This window comes from Bradyrhizobium sp. 76, from assembly GCF_023073025.1.
Taxonomy (GTDB): Bacteria; Pseudomonadota; Alphaproteobacteria; order Rhizobiales; family Xanthobacteraceae; genus Bradyrhizobium.
This window is the reverse complement of record NZ_JADPIS010000102.1, coordinates 450,898-472,500: the sequence shown is the minus strand read 5'-3', so window position 1 is coordinate 472,500 and position 21,603 is coordinate 450,898. Positions and strand designations below refer to the sequence as shown.

Genomic DNA, 21,603 nt, shown 5'->3' with positions numbered 1-21,603 from the left:
GCGGCCTGGTAGTGCTTCGGCAGCGTGTTCCACTTGTCGAGATTGATGATGTTGTGACCCTGGCCGGTGCCTTCCCACCAACCCGGATAGTAATAGTACTTCGCAACCTTCACGAAGCCGAGCTTCTCGTCGTCATAGGGTCCGACCCATTCGGCGGCATCGAGCGTGCCCTTCTCCAGCGCGGGATAGATGTCGCCCGCCGCGATCTGCTGCGGCACGCCGCCGACCTTGGCGATGATCGTGCCGGCAAAACCGCCGACCCGGAATTTCAGTCCCTTGAGATCGTCGATCGACTTGATCTCCTTCCGGAACCAGCCGCCCATCTGCGCGCCGGTCGACCCGGTCGGAATGCCGATGGAGTTGTATTCCTTCAGCAGATTGTTGATCAGGTCCTGGCCGCCGCCCCACTGCAGCCACGAAATGTGCTGGCGCGTGTTCAAGCCGAACGGCAGCGACGTGCCGAACGTGAAGGCGGGGTTCTTGCCCCAATAATAGTACAGCGCGGTGTTGCCCATCTCGACCGTGCCGTTGGCGACGGCGTCGAGCACCTGCAGGCCCGGCACGATCTCACCGGCGGCGAATGCCTGGATCTGGAATCGATTGTCCGTGATCTCGGCGACGCGCTTGGCGAAATACTCGCAGCCGCCGTAGAGCGTATCGAGCGCCTTCGGCCAGCTCGCGGCATATCGCCATTTGATCTCGGGCATCGACTGCGCGATCGCCGGCGCCGCGACGGCACTCGCGGCCAGGCCCAATCCGCCTGCCGTCAGGAATTTACGACGTTCCATGCGCTTCCCTCCGTTAAGTCGATGCTTCGACCTGGGGAACGATCTTGGTGTCGTCTTGTCTTTGTCGACGCTCGACGTTTTCTGTTGAGACGTTGTGGCGTTTCCGAACGGCCCTTGCGGGCACTGGGAGATGGAATTCCGATCGTTGCGGTTCCGCGCGCGAGGATGACCGGGCGCTTCGCCGGAATCAAGCCTCATCGGCGCCTCGCAGCTGCGAAGACCGGCCTGACGCAAGTCGGGCCTGCACGCGATCTGCTATTCAGTCGCGCCAAAACCAGGGAGGCTCGCACATGACGGGCAAGAAAGTCGTGGTCGCCGGAGCGAGCGGTCTCGTCGGCAATGCCGCGTTGCGACACTTCGGCCTGGCGGGAGGGTGCGATGTGATTGCCCTGTCCCGGCGGAAGCCGCGCGACCTCTATGGTGCCCGTCATGTCCCGATCGACCTGACCAGTGCAGCGGATTGCGAGCGCGCCGCATCGGAACTGAGCAGCGCAACGCATCTGATCTACGCCGCGCTCTACGAGGCGCCGCAGCTCGTCGACGGCTGGCGCGACCCGCAGCAGATCAAGACCAACGATTTGATGCTGCGCAATTTGATGGGTGCGCTCGAGCCTGTGGCGCCCCGCCTCAGGCATGTCGCCCTGTTGCAAGGCACCAAGGCCTACGGCGTCCACGTTCGCCCCTTGGCTGTGCCAGCCCGCGAAGGCCGCTCCGAAATGTACGAGCAGCCCAACTTCTATTGGGCGCAGGAAAACTTCCTGCGCGACCTCCAGACCGGCAAGAGCTGGCATTGGAGCATTCTGCGGCCGGTGCTGATCGTCGGCCTCGCCATGGGCGGCGCCATGGATTTGATTCCGCCGCTCGGCGTCTATGCCGCGATGCTGCGCGAGCAGGGCAGGCCGCTCGATTACCCCGGCGGCGCCGCGCGGGTGGGGCAGGCCGTCGATGTCGATCTCCTCGCCCGCGCCATCGCCTGGTCGGGCGAGGCCGAGGCCGCGCGCAACGAGGCCTTCAACGTGACCAATGGCGACGTCTTCACCTGGGAGAACATCTGGCCTGCGGTCGCCGATGCACTGGAGATGAAGCCAGGCAAGCCGGTCCCGCTGTCGCTCGCGAGGGAATTCCCGAGCTGGGTCGCTCCCTGGGACGCGTTGCGCCGCAAGCACGACCTTGCATCGCCTGCGTTGGCCGAATTCGTCGGCCTCTCGTTCCAATACGCCGACTATAGCCTGCGCTACGGCCAGACCGAATCCGGTCCGCCCTCGATCGTCTCAACCGTGAAGATCAACCGCGCCGGCTTCACCGAGATGATGGATACCGAGGATATGTTCCGGAAGTGGTTCAGGCAGGCGAAGCAAGAGCGGCTGCTGCCTTGAGGCAGAACCAAAGCCGATATGTCGGGGATGGTTGCCCAAGTCAGTTTGTGACCCGAAGGCGACATAATCGGCTGGTTCAACTAGCCATTGTGAAGGTCCTCTGCCCGCGCGGAGCCAAGAATGCGTCGCGTTATTTTGTTGTCTGCTCTCTATTTCTTCCTTGAACTGGCGGTGGCGAACGCGGCGGGGGTCAAAAATTTTGACATTCCTGCTGACGGGGCGGGACCGGGGATCAGGCTGCTTGTTTGGACACCTTGTGCGGAGACCCCGCGAGAACTGGATGCCCGTGGCGCCATTTTCCTCGCAGTCCCCGGATGCGCAGTGACAGGCGAAAAGCTTCCCCTCATCGTGATATCGCACGGCAGGCGAGGATGGTTCGGCGGCCACCATGACACTGCGGCGGCCTTGGCCGACGCGGGCTTTGTCGTCGCTGCGCTCAATCATCCCGGTGACACTTGGCGCGACACTAGCCGTACCGATAGCCTTTCTGTGCTGGTGGAGCGGCCTGCGGACATTAAGCGGCTGATTGACTACATGCTCGATAGTTGGCCCGACGCGGCGCGCATCGACGCTCGGCGTATTGGTCTCTACGGATTTTCGTTTGGCGGCTATACGGGTCTTGCTGTCGTCGGTGGTAATCCCGATTTGCGAAAGGGCCTGCCCAGTTGCGCGACGTCCAGCCTGCTGGCCTGTAAGCAGCTTGAAAGCGGTGAGGCACCCAGTCAGCCAGTCACGTCCGATCCGCGCGTGAGGGCCGCTGTCATCGTTGATCCATATCCGGCATTTGTGTTCCCAGAGAAGGACCTGAAGGAAGTAGCGGTCCCGGTGCAGTTGTGGAGTTCCGATGTCGCCCAAAACGCTGACGGCCTGTCTGGATGCTGTGCGGCAGCGATCAAACAACGGCTTCCGATGCTGGATTATCACTTCGTAACAAACGCCAAACACTTCTCTTTCCTTGCCACCTGCAGCCCGAAGGAAGTGCAGGGTAATCCGACGGCTTGCACCGATGCGCCGGGTTTCAACCGCAACGATTTTCATCAACAGCTTCACGCTGAGATGATTGGTTTTTTCCGTAAGCACCTTGGTGAAAACCAGTAGACGTCGCAGTAGGTGGGCCGCGCGGGCCTGCCAATGTCGCTGATTGGCCCATCGCTTCGGTTGACGTGGGGCAGCTACATGTCAGTTCACAGGGGCTGACCGGAAATTTGCGGCTGAGCTCGAAACCAACGCGATTGACCCATTGTGGATTTTTTTTGAACAGGCTTACCCTGCGTCCGTTCGGATACTGAGTCCTTGAAACAATGCGCGGATCGGTGCACTGTTACGGTGCGTGGCGAGAAGATCATGTGGACGTTCTTAACCGGCCTTTGCCTTTTCGTCGGGCTTGCGGCGGCTGCGCTATGGTTTGGGCAAAGGGCCAGACGGCGTTTCCCAAAAGCCTATGGGGCAGTTGACAAAATCGTTTCCAGCATCGAACTTCTTTTCATCGTGGCAGTGTTTTTGTAGTGTTTTACATGACACGTTGACGGGCTGCCGCCATAAGCTTTGATCCACCAATTTCGATTTATGAACGCACGGCCTGATCTGCACTTACGAACGCCGCTTCCATTGCCTTCCGCGTCTTGATCGTCTCGTTGCCTGCGTCGAACTCGACATCGCTCCAGCGCACGATCTCGCCATGGCCGACGTCGTGCTTCAGCTTCAGCCGATGCGCCAGCCCGATCGGCAGCGCGCCGGCCTTGAGGCTCGCGGCCGCCGGCACCAGCTTGCCCCACACCGTGTAGCCGCCTTCGCCGTCCAGCATCTCGCCGGCGCGCAGATTGCGTTTTGCCACGGCGGCGACGTCGCCGCGGAAACCATGGGGCTGCCCGGTCGGCTCGCCCCGCAGGGCTGCCGACAAGACCGAGATGTTCAGCTCAAGGCCGATCAGATGGTAGGGCTTGTACATCGCCGCGTACCGTCCGCTGCCGTCGGTCTTCAGGCCGTACTGCCTGAAGCAGTCGGCCGCGTAGTCGTTCGGCGCCTCGAGCACGACGTAAACGCCCCAGCGCAGATCGCGAAACACCGGCCTTCCGTCGCGCTCGAGCGAGGAGACCACCTCTACGACGCCCGATCGCTCCAGCACGCCGCCTTTGCTGCGCGGCCGCATGATATGCGGGAGGTCGTCGACGCCGCAGGGTGGAAACAGCAGACCCTCTGCAGGCACGTCCAGTCCGCAGGCGTTCGCAATCGCGGCCATCTCGATCGCCGATTTGGTGCCGTCGAGGAAGGAGTTGAACATCTGGGGATTCATCCCGGCCGATTGCGCCTCGCCCGCGGACAACCCGTAATGCTGCCAGACGCTGTCAGGCGTCACGTCGTGATAGGCCGGCAGATATTTCGTGCCTTTGCCGGCGGCGACCACGTGAAAACCGGTGGCGCGAGCCCAATCCACCATCTCCGCGGTCAGCGCCGGCTGGTCGCCATAGGCGAGCGAATAGACCACGCCGGCCTTGCGGGCTTCCTCGGCGAGCAGCGGACCCGCCAGCACATCGGCCTCGACATTGACCATCACGATATGCTTGCCGGCCGCGATCGCCGCGCGGGCGTGCTTGATGCCGACGGCCGGATTGCCGGTCGCCTCCACCACCACGTCCATCGCGCCGCCGGCAATGGCGCGCGCGCCGTCGTCGGTGAAAACAGTGGCGGCGATCCGCGCCGCGTCCCATCCCACGGTGCGGCAGGCCTCGCGCGCGCGGTCGCGATCGATGTCGATGATGATGGGCACCTCCAGTCCCGGCGTGTGGGGCACCTGCGCCAGGAACATCGAGCCGAATTTACCGGCGCCGATCAGCGCCACACGGACGGGCTTGCCGGCGGAAGCGCGGGCCTGGAGGAGGCGGAAGAGGTTCATGGGACGGTCCTGCGAGGCAGAAATTGGTGAGGGGCGTGTTTCTATCAGATCGTCATGGCCGGGCCTGACCCGGCCATCCACGTCTTGCCGGCAGCGATCGTCTCAAGGCGTGGATCCCCGGGCCTTTGCGTCGCCGAAGCGGCTTCGGCCGCGCAGGCGGGACAAGCCCGGCCACGACGACCGAGGATGTTTTGCGAGTAAGTCTACTCCGCCGCCTGCCGCGGCGCACGGGCGAGCCGGACCAGCGCGTCGTCCTTCACCGTCTTGATCGGCGCAAAATCGCGATGCGCGATGTACTCCGGCCGCGTCGGGGTGCGGATGTAATTCGAAACCGCGTTCAGCGTCAGGTACACGATCTTGCGCGGGTAGGGCGTGATGTTGCCCGCCGAGCCATGCACGAGATTGCCGTGGAACATCAGCATGCCGCCCGGCTTGCCGGTCGGCGCCACGATGCCGCCCTGCTTGACGAGGCGCGTCACGGTCTCCTCGTCCAGCGTCCACAGCGGATAGGAGGTCGTCGCGAGGTCGTGCGAGGCCTTGAGGTCGCCGGCGTTCTGGCTCTGCGGCACCAGCATCAGCGGGCCGTTGATCGGCATCACCTCGTCGAGGAAGATCGCGATGTTCATCGCGCGCGGCTCTGGCATGCCGTCGTCGCGCTTCCACGTGCCGTAATCCTGGTGCCATTGCCAGACGTCGCCGGTGAAGGCGGATTTTGCGTTGATCTTGAACTGGTGCATGTAGACCTGCTCGCCGAACAGCTGCTCGACCGGGTCGATCATGCGGGGATGCGCGCCGAGGATGCCGAAGGCCTCGTTGTAGAGATGCGCGGCAAAGGCGGTGCGCGGCGCGCCGCTCTTCTCGCGCCAGACTTCCGGCCGGTTTGCGTCATAGATGGCGACCGCCTCGCGCGCGAGAAGATCGACCTCCTCCGGGCTGAACAATTCGGGCAGGAACAGCCAGCCCTCGCGGTGGAAGAACTCCAATTGCTCCTGGGACAGTTTCACGGCGCATCCTCCTTGGTTTGTTTGTTTTTTTATCGTGCTTCTCTGTCGTCATGGCCGGGCTTGACCCGGCGATCCACGTCTTTGGCGGTGGTGGCTGCTACGCCGCCGCCTCTTCCGTCGCCCTCAATCTCTCCTCGGTCATCCGTCCCGCCGTCTGCGCGTGCGCAAGCGCCGCACGTTCGGCCGCCTTCGCATCGCCCGCGAGAATGTGTCCGGCAATGTCGGCATGCTCGGCCCAGGCACTGCCGCGATAATCGAGCTCGGACAGCACCGTCGCCATCGAGCGGCGCATATGCGGCCATTGCGGTGTAATCGTCTCTTCGATCACGGGATTGCCGGCGAGCCGATAGATCGCGCGATGAAACTCGACGTCGAGCGCGATCAGCTCGGCGAGCGTGGTCTTGCCATCGATCCCGCGCCCGGCGGCGAGCGCCGCCTCCAGCCGCGCGCGTCCCGCCGCATCGCTTGCAGCGCGCTCCCCTGCAAGCCGTGCCGCCAGCGCATCGATCGCGCCGCGCACCTCGTAGAGCTGGCGGATGCGTGCGGGATCGAGCTGGGTGACTTCAAAGCCGCGCCGGCCGCTTTCGGCGACGAGTCCCTGCCGGTGCAATAGGTGCAGCGCATGCGACACCGGCTGGCGCGACACCCCGAGCCTGTCGGCGAGCTCGTTCTGCCGGATGCGCTGGCCGGGCTGCAGCGTGCGGTCGGAGATCGCCTCCAGGATCCGCGCATAGACCTGGTCGATCAAGTTCGGAAGCGGGTCGAGAGGGATCACGCCGGCAGCTCCGAGGATGATGACAGGGAATACGGCATTCCGTATTCGAAGGTACGGCGAGAGGATAGGGGCGTCAAGCGCGGCCAATGCCTCGTCCGACCCTGTTTTGGCGCTTCGCCAAGCCATTGATATTGCTGGGCTCGGCTACTGTGCATGGGGTTGTTTTCAAGGAAAAGAGATGTGAGGCCGCCTACTCCGCGAGGAACGCGTTCACCGCCTCGCCGAACTCCAGCGGCGCCTGCTCGAACATCCAGTGCCCGGCATTGGGGATCACGGCCGTCTTGGCCCCCGCGATGTGCTCGGCCAGCACGCGCCACATCACCGACAGGCTCCCCGTCGTCGCGCCGCCGCCGATCAGCAGCGTCGGGGTCCTGATCGCCTGCGCGTCCGCGAGCGTGTAGGGCCTGCGCTGCTCGTTGATCTGGCCGAGGAAGGTGATCGCGTTGTCGCGCAATTGCTGCTTCGCCGCCGCCGGCACGCGCCGCCATGTGCCGTCGCCTTCGATGCCTTCGTAGAAGTTCTGCAGCGCGCTCTCGATGTCGCCGGCGCGGATCATCTCGACCGAGCGCGCCGTGCGCGCCGCCAGCGGCGGATGCGCGGGCGTGCCTGCGGGCACCGGCAGGCTGGCATCGAGATCGCCGCCGGGCTCGGCCAGCACCAGTTTGCGCAACAGATCCGGCCGCGACTGCGCCACGCGAAACGCGATGTGGCCGCCGCGCGAATGGCCCATCAGATCGACCGGCGCGGGTTCGACCTGCTCGATGAAGGCGATCACGTCAGCGACGTGCTGGGCCATCTTGTAATCGTCGCCGACGGCATCCCAGTGCTCGGGAAAGAAATGCCGCAGGCTGACCGAGATCACGCGATGCGATTTCGACAGCGGACCGAGCACGGAGTACCAAGTGCGGAAATCGCCCAGCGTGCCATGCACGCAGACCAGCGGCGGGCCTCGTCCCACTTCGAGATAGGCCATGTCGTAACCATTGATACGAAATGTCTGCATGATCAGCCCGCCAGGAAATCCAGCACCACTTCGGAGTATTTCTGCGGCGCCTGCTCGAACATCGGGTGCGTTGCGTTCGGGATGACCGCTGTCTTCGAGTACGGCACATGCGCCGCCAGCGCATGCAGCACTTTCGGCAGCAGGCCCTTGGTCCGTGCGCCCAGGATGAACAGCGTCGGCATCGTAATGGACTCCGCGTCCGCCTTCGAGAATGGCGGGCGGTTGTCGCGGACCTGACCGATCAGCGTGAACGCATTGTCGCGCAGGTTCTGCTTCACCAGCGCCGGCAGCCGCGGCCAGGTGCCGGCGCCTTCAAGCGTGTCGACGAAGACGGCGAGGCCGCCATCGACGTCGCCGGCCGCGATCCTCTCGGCCGAGGCCGTGAACCGCGCCAGCAGCGGCGAGGGACCGCCGGCATAATCGGGGTCGAGGCTCGCATCGAGTTCGCCGCCGGGCTCGGCCAACACCAGCCGCCGGAGCAGCTCCGGCCGCCGCTGCGCCACCCGGAAGCAGATGTGCCCGCCCCGGGAATGGCCCATCAAATCGACCGAACCGAGGTCGAGTTCCTCGATGAAGGCGATGACGTCCTCGACATGCTGGGCGATCGAATAGGTGTCGCCGACGCCATCCCATTGCGCCGGGAAGAAGTGCCGCAGGCTGACGCAGATCAGCCGGTGCCGCTGCGACAGCGGCCCGAGCATGCAGCCCCAGACACGAAAGTCGTTGAGCGAGCCATGAACGCAGACCAGCGGCGGCCGGCCTCGGTCTTCGCCCACGTCGAGATAGGGCATGTCGTATCCGTTGACGTGGAGGCTTTGCATTCTGGGCTCGCGAACAGGGGGCGGAACTCCTGTGCAAGATTCCCGGAAACCGGGTGGATCGCAACTATTTCCAAGCCTAGATTTGAGCTCAGTTCACATTGGAGGCATGCGAGGGAACGCAAGCCAGGGACCAAACATGACCGACCAGCATTTTGCCCTGTTCGATAGCAAGATCGGCCTGTGCGCCATTGCCTGGGGTCCGCGCGGCATCAACGGCACGCAACTGCCGATGGGCGGTGAGCAGAAGATCCGCACCCGCATCAGCCAGCGCCATGCCGACGCCAGCGAGGCCGAGCCGACCGTCGAAGTGCAGCAGGCGATCGACCGCATCACAAAACTGCTCGCGGGCGAGCCGGATGACCTCACCGACATCCCGCTCGATCTCGACGGCGTGCCCGACTTCAACCGCGGCGTCTACGCGATCGCCCGCACCATTCCGCCGGGCAAGACCGTCACCTATGGCGACATCGCCAAGCAGCTCGGCGGTGTCGAGCTGTCGCGCGACGTCGGCCAGGCGCTCGGCCGCAACCCGTGCCCGATCGTCGTGCCCTGCCATCGCGTGCTGGCGGCCGGCAACAAGCCCGGCGGCTTCTCCGCCAATGGCGGCGTAGTGACGAAGCTGAAGATGCTGGAGATCGAAGGCGCGCTGGTGAACCACACGCCGAGCTTGTTCGACTGAGGCGATGATGCCGCGGGCTATATCTTCGCCGCCGCCTTCGGCCAATATTTGTCGCGTAAATGCCGCTTCACCAGCTTGCCGGTCGGCGTGCGGGGCAGCTCGGCTTCGAAATCGATCGAGCGTGGGCATTTGATCGTCGAGAGGCGGCTCTTGCAGTAGGCGATCAGGTCGGCCTCGAGCTCCTTGCCGGCGCGCTTGGGATCGTGCGGCTGCACCACCGCCTTGACCTCTTCGCCCATCTCCTCGTTCGGCACACCGAAAACGGCGACGTCGGCGACTTCGGGGTGGGTGATGAGCACGTCCTCGGTCTCCTGCGGGTAGATGTTCACGCCGCCCGAGATGATCATGTAGGACTTGCGGTCGGTCAGAAAAAGAAAGCCGTCTCTGTCGAGATAGCCGACGTCGCCGAGCGTCGACCAGCCTTTTGCGTTGTAGGCCTTCTTCGTCTTCTCGGGATCGTTGTGATAGGTGAAAACCGGCGCATCGGCGAAATAGACCGTGCCGATCTCGCCCGTCGGCTGCTCCTCGTCGTTCTCGTCCAGAATCTTGATCTTGCCGACCACGGCGCGGCCGACGCTGCCGCGGTGCTCCAGCCATTCTTTCGAGTTGCAGACGGTGACGCCGTTGCCTTCGGAGCCCGCGTAATACTCGATCAGGATCGGCCCCCACCATTCGATCATCTTGGCCTTGACCTCGACCGGGCAGGGCGCGGCGGCGTGGATCGCGCCCTTCAGCGTCGAGACGTCGTAGCGGTTGCGGGCCTCGTCCGGCAGCTTCAGCATGCGCACGAACATGGTCGGCACGAGCTGCGCGTGGGTCACCTTGTATTTTTCGACCAGCTTCAGGAAATCTTCGGCGTCAAAGTGCTCCATGATGATGGAAGTGCCGCCGAGCAGGATCGCCATCATGTTGAAGCGCAAGGGAGCCGCGTGATAGAGCGGCGCCGGTGAGAGATAGGTGGTCTCGTCGTTCATGCCGCACATGCTGGCGCAGAGGACGCGCAGAAACGCGTTCGGCTCGTCGATCGGCTTGCCCTCGAACGCCTTCTTGATGCCCTTGGGCCGGCCGGTGGTGCCCGATGAATACAGCATGTCATAGCCGGCGACCTCGTCGTCGATCGGCGTTGTCGGCTGCGTGGCGGCTTCCTTGTCGTAGGAGCGGAAGCCGGCTTGCGGCTCGTCCATCATGTAGAAGACCGGCTCGCCGGCCGCACCCTTGATCAGGGCCTTGATCTGGTCGGCGCATTTCGGCGTGGTGATCACGACCTTGGCGCCGCAATCGGCGATGATGTAGTCGATCTCGTCCTGCTTCAAATAGCGGCTGATCGCGGTGTAATAGAGCCCGCTGCGTTGCGCCGCCCAGCAGATCTCCATGAAGGCGAGGCGGTTCTCCATCAGCAGCGCGATGTGGTCGCCGGCCTTCAGCCCGAGCGAGCGGAACAGGTGCGCGCCCTGGTTCGAAAGCTCGTCGAGCTCGCGACAGGTGATCGCCTTGCCGGTCCCGGCCATCTGATAGGCGATCTTGTCGGGCGTGGCGCGGGCGTGGATGGAGGGGTGAGTCATGTCTCTGTTTACACGGCTAGGAGTAACGTTCCCCGGACGCAACGCAGCGCGTAGCGGTGCGCTGCAGATCTGAGGTCCATTGTGAGGCATGGGTCCCGGCTCTGCGCCGCAGCGTTTCACGCTGCAGCGCGTCCGGGACACGAGAGAGCTTACAGCCGCTCCACGATCGTCACATTCGCCATGCCGCCGCCTTCGCACATGGTCTGGAGCCCGTAACGCTTGCCGCGCTGATGCAGGGCATGCACCAGTGTCGTCATCAGCTTGGTGCCGGAGCCGCCGAGCGGATGGCCGAGCGCGATGGCGCCGCCATTGACGTTGAGACGTTCCGGATCGGCGCCAGTGGTCTTGAGCCACCCCGTCGGCACCGAGGCAAAGGCCTCGTTGACCTCGAACAGGTCGATGTCGTCGATCGTCATGCCGGCCTTCTCCAGCGCGCGCTTGGTGGCGTGCAGCGGAGCATCGAGCATGATCACGGGATCGCCGCCCATCATGGTCATGTGATGGACGCGCGCGAGCGGCTTCACGCCAAGCTGCTTCAGGCCACGCTCGTTCACCACCATCACGCCGGAGGCGCCGTCGCAGATCTGGCTGGCGCTGGCCGCGGAGAGCTTGCCGTTCTCGGCGATCAGCTTGACGCCCTTGATGCCGTCGAGCGTGGCGTCGAAGCGGATACCCTCGTCGACGTGGTGGGTGTCCTTGGAGCCGTCGGCGCGGGTGATCTCGAGCGGCACGATCTCCTTTTTGAAGTGGCCGGCCTGGGTTGCCGCGATCGCGCGCTGATGGCTGTTGTAGGAGTACTCGTCGAGCTCATCCTTCGACAGGCCGTACTTCTCGGCCATCATTTCGGCGCCGGTGAACTGGCTGAACACGATGTTTGGATAACGGTGCTCGATACCCGGGCTCTTGTAATTGCCAAAGCCGTTCTTGGCGGGAAGCTGCGACGACAGGCCCATCGGCACGCGTGTCATCGATTCCACGCCGGCGGCGATCACCACGTCCATCGCGCCGGACATCACGGCCTGGGCTGCGAAGTGCAGCGCCTGCTGCGAGGAGCCGCATTGGCGGTCGATCGAGGTGCCCGGCACGCTCTCCGGCAGTTTCGAGGCCATGATCGCGTTGCGCGCGACATTGTTGGATTGCTCGCCGACCTGCATGACGCAGCCCATGATCACATCCTCGACCAGCGCGGGATCGACCTTGGTGCGGTCAACCAGCTCGTCCAGTACCTTCGCGGCGAGATCGGCCGGATGCCATCCGGCGAGGCGGCCCCCCTTGCGCCCGCCGGCGGTACGCGCGGCGGCGACGATATAAGCCTCGGCCATGTCGGTTTTCTCCCTACATTATTTTGAACGGTTGCTTGTCGGACGGATTTAAGGGGCGACTGGTTGTTTAGTCAATCGATCAATTAACTCTTGTGGGGAGGCGCTGCTTGGGCTTATCTGCGGCCGCTCTCGCGCCAAAATCAGGGATCTCCGTGACTACTAGCGTACCGAACCGGCTCCCCAGCGGAAAGAATTCCACGGCAGAGAAATTGCTCGTGGCCGCGAGCGAGTTGATGATCGAACGCTCCTCGATCGAGATTTCGCTGAGCGACATCGCCCAGAAGTCCGGTGCCAACGCCGCGCTGGTCAAATATCACTTCGGCAACAAGGACGGCCTGCTGCTGGCGCTGCTCGAGCGCGACGCGGGGACGGAACTGTCCAATCTCGAATATCTGCTGGCCCAGCCGATCACGCCGACCGCCAAGTTGAAGCTGCATATCGGCGGCATCATCCGCGCCTATCACCGGTTTCCCTACATGAACCGGCTGATCCACTATCTGCTGCACGAGAGCGTCGCGGGCTCCGCGGACGAAGTCTCGAAATTCTTCGTCGCACCGCTGCTGGATTTCCATCGCCGCCTGCTCGCCGAAGGCGTCAGTCAGGGCGAATTCCGCGCCACCGATCCGGTGCTGTTCTACACCAGCCTGATCGGCGCCTGCGATCATTTGTTCTTCGGCCGGCACGCGATGTCACGCGCGACCGGCGTCGGCCCGGTCACGGACGACGTTTGCCGGCAATACATCAAGCATATGGAAACGCTGATCTGCGGCGGCATTCTCACGAATATCGAGGAAGCTGCCGCGGCCGGATGACCGGCCAGAACGCAGAAGTCTAGAGAAGAAACGCCCAAGGAAAAGGTTCGAGGAAAGGTACAAGCGATGCAGTTGAAAGACGTAGCCGTTCTCATCACGGGCGGCGGGTCCGGCCTTGGTGCCGCGACCGCCCGCGCGATGGCCGCCAAGGGCGCCAAGATCGGCGTGATCGACCAGAGCAAGGAAAACGCCGAGAAGGTCGCCGCCGAAGTGAAGGGCATCGCGCTTCACGCCGATGTCACCAGCGAGGAGCAGATCAAGGCGGCGATCGCCAAGGCGGAAGCCGCGCACGGCGTCGCGCGCGTGCTGATGAACTGCGCCGGTATCGGCGGCTCGCAGCGCATCGTCGGCCGCGATGGCGTCTACCCGCTGGAAAAGTTCGCGCGCATCATCAATGTCAATTTGATCGGCACCTTCAACTGCCTGCGTCTGTTCGCCGAGCGCCTCGTCACGATCGAGCCGGTCGGTGAAGAGCGCGGCGTCATCGTCAACACGGCGTCGGTCGCGGCTTACGAAGGGCAGATCGGTCAGATCGCTTATGCGGCGTCGAAGGGCGGCGTCGTCGGTCTCACGCTGCCGGCGGCGCGCGATCTCGCGAGCCAGAAGATCCGCGTCAACACCATCGCCCCCGGCCTGTTCCTGACGCCGCTGCTGATGGGTTTGAACGAAGAGGCCCGCAAGAGCCTCGGTGCCCAGGTGCCACATCCCGCGCGTCTCGGCGACGCCAATGAATACGGCTCGCTGGCCGTGCACATCGTCGAGAACCCGATGCTCAATGGCGAGACCATCCGTCTCGACGGCGCGATCCGCATGGCGCCGCGGTAGCTCTTCCTCCCTTCTCCCCTTGTGGGAGAAGGTGGCGCGCGTAGCGCGCCGGATGAGGGGTCTCTATCCACGGAGATAGACCCCTCACCCAAGCGAATTCCGGGTTCGCAGCGTACATGCCCTCTCCCACAAGGGGAGAGGGCGTAGCAATCGGCACCGCGAATGGCGGCAAGCACGAGGCGCCTCATGTCCCAACCGCTGCTGATCGAGCAAAATGACGGCGTCGACACAGTGACGCTCAATCGTCCCGAACACCTCAACGCGCTCGATCCTGCGTTGATCGACGCGCTCAACGTCTATTTCCAGGGTCTCCAGCGCAACCGGGATACGCGCGTCGTGGTGCTGAAGGGCGCCGGCAAGAACTTCTGCGCGGGACTCGATCTCAAGGCGGCGATGGCGCGCCGTGCCGGCCAGCAGGAGCCGCCTGATGTCACCGAGTCGCTGGATTCGCAGCGGCGCATCGCCGACATCGTGATGCTGATGCGGCGCTGTCCGCAGCCGATCCTCGCGCTGGTGCAGGGCGCGGCGGCCGGCGGCGGCTTTGCGCTGGCGCTCGCGTCCGACATCCGCATCGCGACGAGATCGGCGCGGATGAACTGCGCCTTCATCAAGCTCGGCCTTGGCGGCTGCGACATCGGCACCAGTTATTTCCTGCCACGCCTTGTCGGTGTCTCTGTGGCCTCGGAGCTGATCCTCACGGGACGCTTCATCGGCGCCGAGCGGGCGCTCGCGGTCGGGCTGGTCTCCGAGGTCGTCGACGAGGACAAGCTCGATGAGGCCGCCGAACCCTATGTCGACGCGATGATCACGGCCTCGCCCGTGGGCCTACGCCTGTCCAAGGAATGTCTCAACATGAGCGTCGATGCCGGATCGCTGGAAGCCGTGATCGCGATGGAGGATCGCAACCAGGTTCTGTGCAGCCGCTCCGAGGAATTTTCGGAAGGCATCAGGGCCTTCCTTGAGAAGCGAAAGCCTGTCTATATCAGGCGCTGACAATGAAGATCCGTAAAGGACGAGAAATTCCGGGAGACGCAAAATGAGTGGAAGCGCGGCGGCGGTGATGACGAAGCCCGCCTTTCGCAAGGTCGAGTGGCTGGCGCGCGACATCGATGTCGAGCGCCGCGACGACGGCACGGTGGTGCTGAAGTCGCGCATCCCGCTGCAGACCTACGAGAAGCATATCCCGGCTTCGCTGGCAAAATGGGCGAAGGAAGCGCCCGAGCGGATCTGGCTTGCCCAGCGCGGCGGCCCTAACCGCGAATGGCGTAAGGTGTCCTATGGGGAGGCCAAGCGCACCGTGGATGCGCTGACGCAAGGCCTGCTCAATCTCGCGCTTGACGGCCGCCCGGTCACGATCCTCTCCGGCAATTCGATCGAGCACGCGCTGATGACGCAGGCGGCGATGCAGGCGCGCGTCCCGGCCGCGCCGGTCTCGCCAGCCTACTCCTTGATGAGCCATGATCACGTCAAGCTGAAATATTTGTTCGACCTGATCAAGCCGGGCGCGGTGATGGTGCAGGACGGCCCGACCTTCGAGAAGGCGCTGAAAGCGCTCGATCTCACAGGCGTCACCGTGGTTCACGTCTTGCGGCCCTGCGAGGGTATCGCGAGCGTCAGCTTTGCCGAGCTCGCGGCGACAGTCGTGACGGCCGATGTCGAAGCGTCGATCGCGAAGATCGCGCCTGAGACCGTCGGCAAGCTGCTGTTCACGTCAGGCTCGACCGGCATGCCCAAGGCCGTCATCAACACGCAAGCGATGATGTGCGCCAATGCGGCGATGATGATGCAGGTGCGACCGCGCGATCCCGGCGGTCCGATCTCGACCATGCTGGACTGGATGCCCTGGAACCACACCATGGGCGGCAATGCGGCGTTCCACCCGATCCTGGTCGACGGCGGCACGCTCTATATCGATGACGGGCGGCCGATGCCGGGCCAGTTCGATGAGACGCTGCGCAATCTGCGCGAGATATCGCCGACCTATTACGCCAACGTCCCCGCGGGCTATGCCGCGCTCGCCGCCGCCATGGAGAAGGACGACGGGCTGTGCCGATCCTTCTTCAAGAACCTCTCGATCATGGCCTATGGCGGCGCGCGACTGCCGGATGATCTCTACGATCGCATGCAGGCTCTCGCCGTGAAGACCACCGGCGAGCGCATCGTGTTCTACACCGGCTGGGGTTCGACCGAGACCGCGCCGACCTCGACCGGCACCTATTGGGACACCGAGCGCGTCGGCCTGATCGGCCTGCCGTTCCCCGGCGTCGAGTTGAAGATGGTGCCCTGCGGCTCGAAATACGAGCTGCGTCTGCGCGGCGTCAACGTCACGCCGGGCTATTTCGGCCAGCCTGACCTGACGAAGAAGATGTTCGACGAGGAAGGTTTTTACTGCATCGGTGACGCCGGCGTCTTCGTCGACGACACTGATCCGGTGAAGGGCATCATCTTTGCCGGGCGCGTGGTGGAAGATTTCAAGCTGACCACCGGCACCTTCGTCCATGTCGGCTCGCTGCGCACGGATGCGATCGCAGCCGCGACGCCGGTCGTGCATGATGCGCTGGTCGCGGGGCAGGATCGCGCTTTCATCGGCCTGCTGGCCTGGCCGAACCTGCACGCCTGCCGCCAGCTCGTCGGCAATCCCGATCTCAGCTTCGATGATGCAGTGAAGCATCCCGAGGTGATCGCTTGCTTCAGGCGCGGGCTGGAGGCTCACAACAAGGAGTGCGAAGGCGCCAGCAGCCGTATCATCGCCCGCGCCATGCTGATGGCGGAACCGCCCTCGATCGACGGTAACGAGCTCACCGACAAGGGCTACATCAACCAGCGCGCCGGCCTGGAGCGCCGTGCCGCGCTGGTCGAGCGGCTTTATGCGGACAAGCCCGACCAGGATGTGATCGTGCTGAAATGAACACCGTAGGATGGGTAGGGCGCAGCGAAACCCATCGCTCGTAGTCAGACACTCGATGGGTATCGCTTTGCTCCACCCACCTACAGAACAACAGTAACGGGATACGCGCCATGAACTTCGATTTCTCTGACGACCAGAAGCAGCTCCGCGATCAGGCGCGCAAATTCCTCACCGAGAAATGCTCGCCAAAGGCGGTGCGCGCAGTTCTCGACGGCAAGGCGCCGTATGACAAGGAGCTGTGGAAGGGGCTCGCCGAGATGGGTTTTCTCGGTGTTGCAATCCCAGAGGACTTTGGTGGCGCCGGCGCCGGTCATCTCGAACTTTGCGTGATCGCTGAAGAGATGGGCCGGTCGAACGCACCGGTGCCGTTTTCCTCTACCGTCTATCTCGCAGCCGAAGCGCTGCTGATCGCCGGCAGTGACGCGCAGAAGAAGAAATGGTTGCCGGCGATTGCCTCGGGCGAGGCGATCGGAACGCTGGCGCTGTTCGAGGGCAAGGGCAATCCGTCACCGAAGAACGTCAAGCTCACGGCTGCCAATGGCATGCTCAACGGTGTCAAGAAGCCGGTCGCCGATGGCGCGATCGCGGACTTCGCGGTGGTCGCGGCACGCACGGGATCGAGCGGACGCGACGGCGACATCTCCTTGTTCATCGTCGATCTCAGGAATGGCGGCGTCGAGGTGAAAAGCCTGACCAATCTCGACCCGACCCGCGGGCAGGCCGAGATTACTTTCAGGGATTGCAAGGCCGAGCCGCTGGGTGCGGCCGGCGAAGGCTGGAGCATCTTGACTCAAGTGCTCGATCGCGCCGCGGTGCTCTGCGCGTTCGAGCAGGTCGGCGGCTCCGACCGCGCGCTGGAGATGGGCCGCGACTACGCGCTCGACCGCATCGCTTTCGGCCGACAGATCGGCTCGTTTCAGGCCGTCAAGCACATGCTGGCGGACATGTACGTGTCGGCGACGCTGGCGCGTTCCAACAGCTATTACGGCGCCTGGGCGCTCTCGACCAATGCAGGCGAACTGCCGGAAGCGGCTGCAGCCGCGCGCATCAGTGCGACGCAGGCGTTCCAGCACTGCGCCAAGAACAACATCCAGGTTCACGGCGGCATGGGTTTCACCTGGGAGTTCGACTGCCACATGTACTACCGCCGCGCCAACGCCATGGCGCTCGGTCTCGGCAGCCTGTCCTATTGGGAAGACCAGTTGATCGACCGCATGCGCAAGAAGAACGCGGCGTAGGCAAAGGCAACGTCATGAACTTCGACGATACCCCGCAGGAAGCCGAATTCCGCGCCACCGCGCGCGCCTGGATCGGTGCGAATGCACCGAAGCAATACGAGGACGAACTCCGCAAATCCTCCCTCGGCCGCACGCAATTGAAGAACGCCAACATCCTCGACGTTGCAAAGGCCTGGCAGAAGAAGAAGGCCGATGCCGGCTGGGCCTGTCTGCACTGGCCGAAGGAGTATGGTGGCCGCGGCTCGTCGCCGATCGAACGTGTGATCTGGCAGCAGGAAGAGGGGCCGTTCGGCCAGCTATCCCGCATGTTCATCATCGGCCACGGCATGTGCGGGCCGACCATGATGGCGTTCGCGCGCGAGGAGCATAAGCGCGCCTATCTGCCGCCGCTCGCCTCCGGCGAAAAGGTCTGGTGCCAGCTGTTTTCCGAGCCCGCCGGCGGCTCCGACGTCGCTGGGTTGCGAACCCGCGCGGAAAAGGACGGCGACGACTGGGTGATCAACGGCCAGAAGATCTGGACGTCGGGCGCGCACTATTCCGACTACGGAATTTTGCTCACCCGCACCGATCCGACCGTGCCCAAGCACAAGGGCCTGACCATGTTCTTCCTGGACATGAAGAGCCCGGGCGTCGAGGTGCGGCCGATCAAGCAGGCGAGCGGCGCTTCCGACTTCAACGAGGTCTATTTCACGAACGTCCGCATTCCCGATCACCAGCGCCTCGGCGAGGTCGGCGACGGCTGGAACGTCTCGCTGACCACGCTGATGAACGAGCGCAGCGCGATAGGCGCGGCCGTCTCGACCGGCTTCCCCGAGCTGTTCGAATATTGCTCCAGCCTGATGCTGGACGATGGCCCTGCCATCGAGGATCGTGCGGTGCGCGCGAAGCTGGCGAACTGGGCAGTGAAGGCGAGCGGGCTGAAATACACCAGCATGCGCGCGATCTCCGCGCTGTCGAAGGGCGAGCGCCCGGGACCGGAAAATTCCATCGGAAAGCTGGTGGCGGGCTCGATGATCCAGGATGTCGCGACTTATGCCCTGGACTTGCAGGGCGCGGGCGGAGTGGTCAGCGGCGAGGATGCCGAACTCGCCGGCCGCTTCCAGGCGATGCTGCTGCGCGCGCCGGGCACCCGTGTCGAAGGCGGCACCGACGAGATCATGCGCAACATCATCGCCGAGCGGGTGTTGGGCCTGCCCGGCGACATCAGGGTCGACAAGGACGTGCCGTTCAACAAGATCCCGACGAAAGGAAGAGGCTGATGATCCTCATCCTGAGGAGCCGCGGAACGCGCCGTCTCGAAGGATGCAGGCCCGACTGAGGCCACATGGTTCGAGACGGCGCTGCGCGCCTCCTCACCATGAGGGACTAAGACAGAGCAAGAACGAAGAGGTCCGCCATGAATTTCGACGACACCCCGCAGGAAGCCGCATTCCGCGAGACCGCGCGCAAATGGGTCGAGGCCAACGCGCCGAAGGAGTTTTTGGCCGAGCTGTCAAAATCCTCGCTCGGCCGCATCCGGCTCGCCAACCACGACATCGTCGATGTCGGCAAGGCCTGGCAGAAGAAGAAGGCCGAAGGCAACTGGGCCTGCCTGCATTGGCCCAAGGAATATGGCGGCCGGGGTGCGACGCCGATCGAGCGGGTGATCTGGCAGCAGGAGGAAGGCGTCTATGGCAAGCTGACGCAGCCGTTCCAGATCGGCGAGGGCATGTGCGGCCCAACCGTGATGGCTTTTGGCAGCGAGGACGCCAAGCGGCGCCATTTGCCGAAGCTGGCCGCGGGCGAGGAGATTTGGTGCCAGCTCTTCTCCGAGCCGTCGGCGGGCTCTGACGTCGCGGGCTTGCGCACGCGCGCGGAGAAGAAGGGCGACAATTGGGTCGTCAACGGCCAGAAGATCTGGACCTCTGGCGCGCACTATTCCGACTACGGTCTTTTGATCGCGCGCACCGATCCCAATGTGCCCAAGCACAAGGGGCTCACCATGTTCTTCCTGGACATGAAGAGCCCCGGCGTCGAGGTGCGTCCGATCAAGCAGGCCAACGGCATGCAGGAGTTCAACGAGGTCTATTTCACCGACGTCGTCATTCCCGACAGCCAGCGCCTCGGTGCCGTGGGCGAGGGCTGGAGCGTGTCGCTGACCACGTTGATGAACGAGCGGATGTCGATCGGCTCGCGGCTTGCGACCGGCGTCCCCGAGATGTTCGAGTTCTGCTCCAATCTGATGCTGGAGGATGGCCTCGCCATCGACGATCCCGCCGTGCGCTCAAAACTCGCGAGCTGGGCGGTAAAGTCGAGCGGGCTGAAATACACCAGCTACCGGGCGATCTCGGCACTGTCCAAGGGTGAACGGCCGGGGCCAGAGAATTCGATCGGCAAGCTCGTGTCCGGCATGATGCTGCAGGACATCGCAACCTACGCCATGGACCTCCAGGGCGCGGCCGGCGTTCTCACAGGCAGCGACGAGGAAACCGTTCAGGGCCAGTTTCAGCAGATGCTGCTGTCCTCGCCCTCGACGCGCATCGCGGGCGGCACAGACGAGATTTTGCGTAACATCATCGCCGAGCGCGTGCTGGGACTGCCGGGCGACATCCGCGTCGACAAGGACGTGCCGTACAACAAGATCCCGACCAAGGGACGGTGATCTAGTCTCTCGCTGTATCTCGTAGGGTGGGCAAAGCGAAGCGTGCCAACCATATTTAGATGCGCCGAGGTAAATCTGTCGGTGGGCACGGCGCTATGCGCCTTTGCCCACCTTACGAAGAGAAGGCGCGAGTTGATCCATGGACGCACAAGTAAAGCAAAACGACCGCATCGGCGTACTCGAAGAGCTACTCAACGAGCGCTACTCGGTGCGAGCCTTTCTGGCCAAGGAGGTCGATCGCGCGACGATCGAACATTTGCTGACGACCGCGCAGCGCACGGCGTCCTGGTGCAACAGCCAGCCCTGGCAGGTCGTCATCGCCAGCGGCGAGGCCAAGGAGCGTTTCCGCAAGCTGATCTACAAGGAGGCTTCGGGCGGTCTCGGGGACGACTATGATTTCCCGCCGCCGCGCGAATATCTCGGCGCCTATCTCGATCGCCGTCGCGAGAGCGGTTTTCAGCTCTACAACACGCTCGGCATCGCGCGCGGAGACAAGATGGCCTATGCGAAGCAGGCGCTAGAGAACTACAATTTCTTCGGCGCGCCGCATGTGGCCATCATCCACACCGACGAGCCGCTCGGCATCTACGGTGCGATCGATTGCGGCGCCTATGTCTCGAACTTCATGCTGGCCGCGCAGGCGCTCGGGCTCGGCGCGATTCCGCAGGCGGCGCTCGCGCGCCACTCCGGCCTGATCCGCCGCCATTTCAATTTGCCTGCTGACCGCCGCATCGTCTGCGGTATCTCGTTCGGCTATGCGGACCACGCCCACAAGGTCAACAGCTACCGCACGTCGCGTGCGAGCGTGGCCGAGACCGTGACCTTCGTGGACGAGTGATCGAGGCGACGCAGGCACGCATCAAGTTTCACGCTTCAGACATGATAACTTCAGACATGCGAAGACGGCCGCGGAAGCGGCCGCCTTCATCGCGGTCTCAGTCCGATTGACGCCGGCG

Annotated in this window: 19 protein-coding genes (1 of these 19 only partly in view); 11 read left to right on the top strand and 8 right to left on the bottom strand. The window is 63.9% G+C overall.

Features of this window, described 5'->3' with window-relative positions; all coding sequences use genetic code 11:
- On the bottom strand, positions 1-788 hold the 5' portion of the coding sequence (locus IVB48_RS26185) for an ABC transporter substrate-binding protein (RefSeq protein WP_027565590.1). It extends 301 nt beyond the left edge of the window; the window shows 788 of its 1,089 coding nt (coding positions 1-788); its start codon is at positions 786-788; its stop codon lies off the left edge, out of view.
- 290 nt (positions 789-1,078) lie between these two features.
- Here IVB48_RS26185 and IVB48_RS26180 point away from each other — a divergent pair, with 290 nt between their 5' ends.
- Positions 1,079-2,164 carry an NAD-dependent epimerase/dehydratase family protein gene (locus IVB48_RS26180; protein WP_247357819.1) on the top strand — a complete coding sequence of 362 codons (1,086 nt, stop codon included), beginning with the start codon at positions 1,079-1,081 and terminating at the stop codon, positions 2,162-2,164.
- Positions 2,165-2,284: 120 nt separating this feature from the next.
- Positions 2,285-3,262 carry a prolyl oligopeptidase family serine peptidase gene (locus IVB48_RS26175; protein ID WP_247404291.1) on the top strand — a complete coding sequence of 326 codons (978 nt, stop codon included), beginning with the start codon at positions 2,285-2,287 and terminating at the stop codon, positions 3,260-3,262.
- A gap of 466 nt (positions 3,263-3,728) precedes the next feature.
- Here the strand turns inward: IVB48_RS26175 and IVB48_RS26170 are convergent, their stop codons facing one another.
- The 5 genes from IVB48_RS26170 to IVB48_RS26150 all read right to left on the bottom strand — a co-directional run bounded on the left by IVB48_RS26170 (position 3,729) and on the right by IVB48_RS26150 (position 8,660).
- Complete coding sequence (locus tag IVB48_RS26170) at positions 3,729-5,057, bottom strand: Gfo/Idh/MocA family oxidoreductase (protein WP_247404288.1); 1,329 nt, start codon at positions 5,055-5,057, stop codon at positions 3,729-3,731.
- Positions 5,058-5,260: 203 nt separating this feature from the next.
- On the bottom strand, positions 5,261-6,061 hold the full coding sequence (locus tag IVB48_RS26165) for a phytanoyl-CoA dioxygenase family protein (protein WP_247290141.1): 801 nt from the start codon (positions 6,059-6,061) through the stop codon (positions 5,261-5,263).
- A gap of 97 nt (positions 6,062-6,158) precedes the next feature.
- Positions 6,159-6,836, bottom strand: a complete 678-nt coding sequence (locus IVB48_RS26160; RefSeq protein ID WP_247404285.1) for a GntR family transcriptional regulator — start codon at positions 6,834-6,836, stop codon at positions 6,159-6,161.
- Positions 6,837-7,026: 190 nt separating this feature from the next.
- Positions 7,027-7,839, bottom strand: coding sequence for an alpha/beta hydrolase (locus IVB48_RS26155; protein ID WP_247404282.1), 813 nt, complete (start codon positions 7,837-7,839; stop codon positions 7,027-7,029).
- 2 nt (positions 7,840-7,841) lie between these two features.
- Positions 7,842-8,660: an alpha/beta hydrolase gene (locus tag IVB48_RS26150; RefSeq protein WP_247404280.1), complete on the bottom strand. Its 819-nt coding sequence runs from the start codon at positions 8,658-8,660 to the stop codon at positions 7,842-7,844.
- 136 nt (positions 8,661-8,796) lie between these two features.
- On the opposite strand from IVB48_RS26150, the gene IVB48_RS26145 reads away from it, so the two are divergent.
- Positions 8,797-9,339: a methylated-DNA--[protein]-cysteine S-methyltransferase gene (locus tag IVB48_RS26145; RefSeq protein ID WP_027565581.1), complete on the top strand. Its 543-nt coding sequence runs from the start codon at positions 8,797-8,799 to the stop codon at positions 9,337-9,339.
- Between the two features lie 17 nt (positions 9,340-9,356).
- On the opposite strand, the gene IVB48_RS26140 is transcribed toward IVB48_RS26145, so the two are convergent.
- Together IVB48_RS26140 and IVB48_RS26135 are read right to left on the bottom strand one after the other, a co-directional pair.
- Complete coding sequence (locus IVB48_RS26140) at positions 9,357-10,901, bottom strand: acyl-CoA synthetase (protein WP_247404277.1); 1,545 nt, start codon at positions 10,899-10,901, stop codon at positions 9,357-9,359.
- 149 nt (positions 10,902-11,050) lie between these two features.
- Positions 11,051-12,223, bottom strand: coding sequence for an acetyl-CoA C-acetyltransferase (locus tag IVB48_RS26135; RefSeq protein ID WP_247404274.1), 1,173 nt, complete (start codon positions 12,221-12,223; stop codon positions 11,051-11,053).
- A 107-nt stretch (positions 12,224-12,330) separates the two neighbouring features.
- Between IVB48_RS26135 and IVB48_RS26130 the strand changes: the two genes are divergently transcribed.
- The 8 genes from IVB48_RS26130 (at position 12,331) to IVB48_RS26095 (ending at position 21,485) form a co-directional block, all read left to right on the top strand.
- A complete protein-coding gene (locus tag IVB48_RS26130; protein ID WP_007615253.1) occupies positions 12,331-13,035 on the top strand; it encodes a TetR family transcriptional regulator in 705 nt (234 codons plus the stop codon).
- 66 nt (positions 13,036-13,101) lie between these two features.
- Positions 13,102-13,860: an SDR family NAD(P)-dependent oxidoreductase gene (locus tag IVB48_RS26125; protein WP_007615252.1), complete on the top strand. Its 759-nt coding sequence runs from the start codon at positions 13,102-13,104 to the stop codon at positions 13,858-13,860.
- Positions 13,861-14,046: 186 nt separating this feature from the next.
- On the top strand, positions 14,047-14,853 hold the full coding sequence (locus IVB48_RS26120) for an enoyl-CoA hydratase/isomerase family protein (protein ID WP_247404271.1): 807 nt from the start codon (positions 14,047-14,049) through the stop codon (positions 14,851-14,853).
- Positions 14,854-14,896: 43 nt separating this feature from the next.
- Positions 14,897-16,768 (top strand): AMP-binding protein, encoded by a 1,872-nt coding sequence (locus tag IVB48_RS26115; RefSeq protein WP_247404268.1) that lies wholly within the window; start codon positions 14,897-14,899, stop codon positions 16,766-16,768.
- A 110-nt stretch (positions 16,769-16,878) separates the two neighbouring features.
- Complete coding sequence (locus IVB48_RS26110) at positions 16,879-18,006, top strand: acyl-CoA dehydrogenase family protein (protein WP_247404265.1); 1,128 nt, start codon at positions 16,879-16,881, stop codon at positions 18,004-18,006.
- Positions 18,007-18,020: 14 nt separating this feature from the next.
- Entirely contained in the window at positions 18,021-19,265 is a 1,245-nt protein-coding gene (locus IVB48_RS26105) for an acyl-CoA dehydrogenase (protein ID WP_247404262.1), read from the top strand.
- 137 nt (positions 19,266-19,402) lie between these two features.
- Positions 19,403-20,647 carry an acyl-CoA dehydrogenase gene (locus IVB48_RS26100; protein WP_247404259.1) on the top strand — a complete coding sequence of 415 codons (1,245 nt, stop codon included), beginning with the start codon at positions 19,403-19,405 and terminating at the stop codon, positions 20,645-20,647.
- Positions 20,648-20,786: 139 nt separating this feature from the next.
- Positions 20,787-21,485, top strand: coding sequence for a nitroreductase (locus tag IVB48_RS26095; protein WP_247404256.1), 699 nt, complete (start codon positions 20,787-20,789; stop codon positions 21,483-21,485).
- The last annotated feature ends 118 nt before the right edge of the window (positions 21,486-21,603 follow it).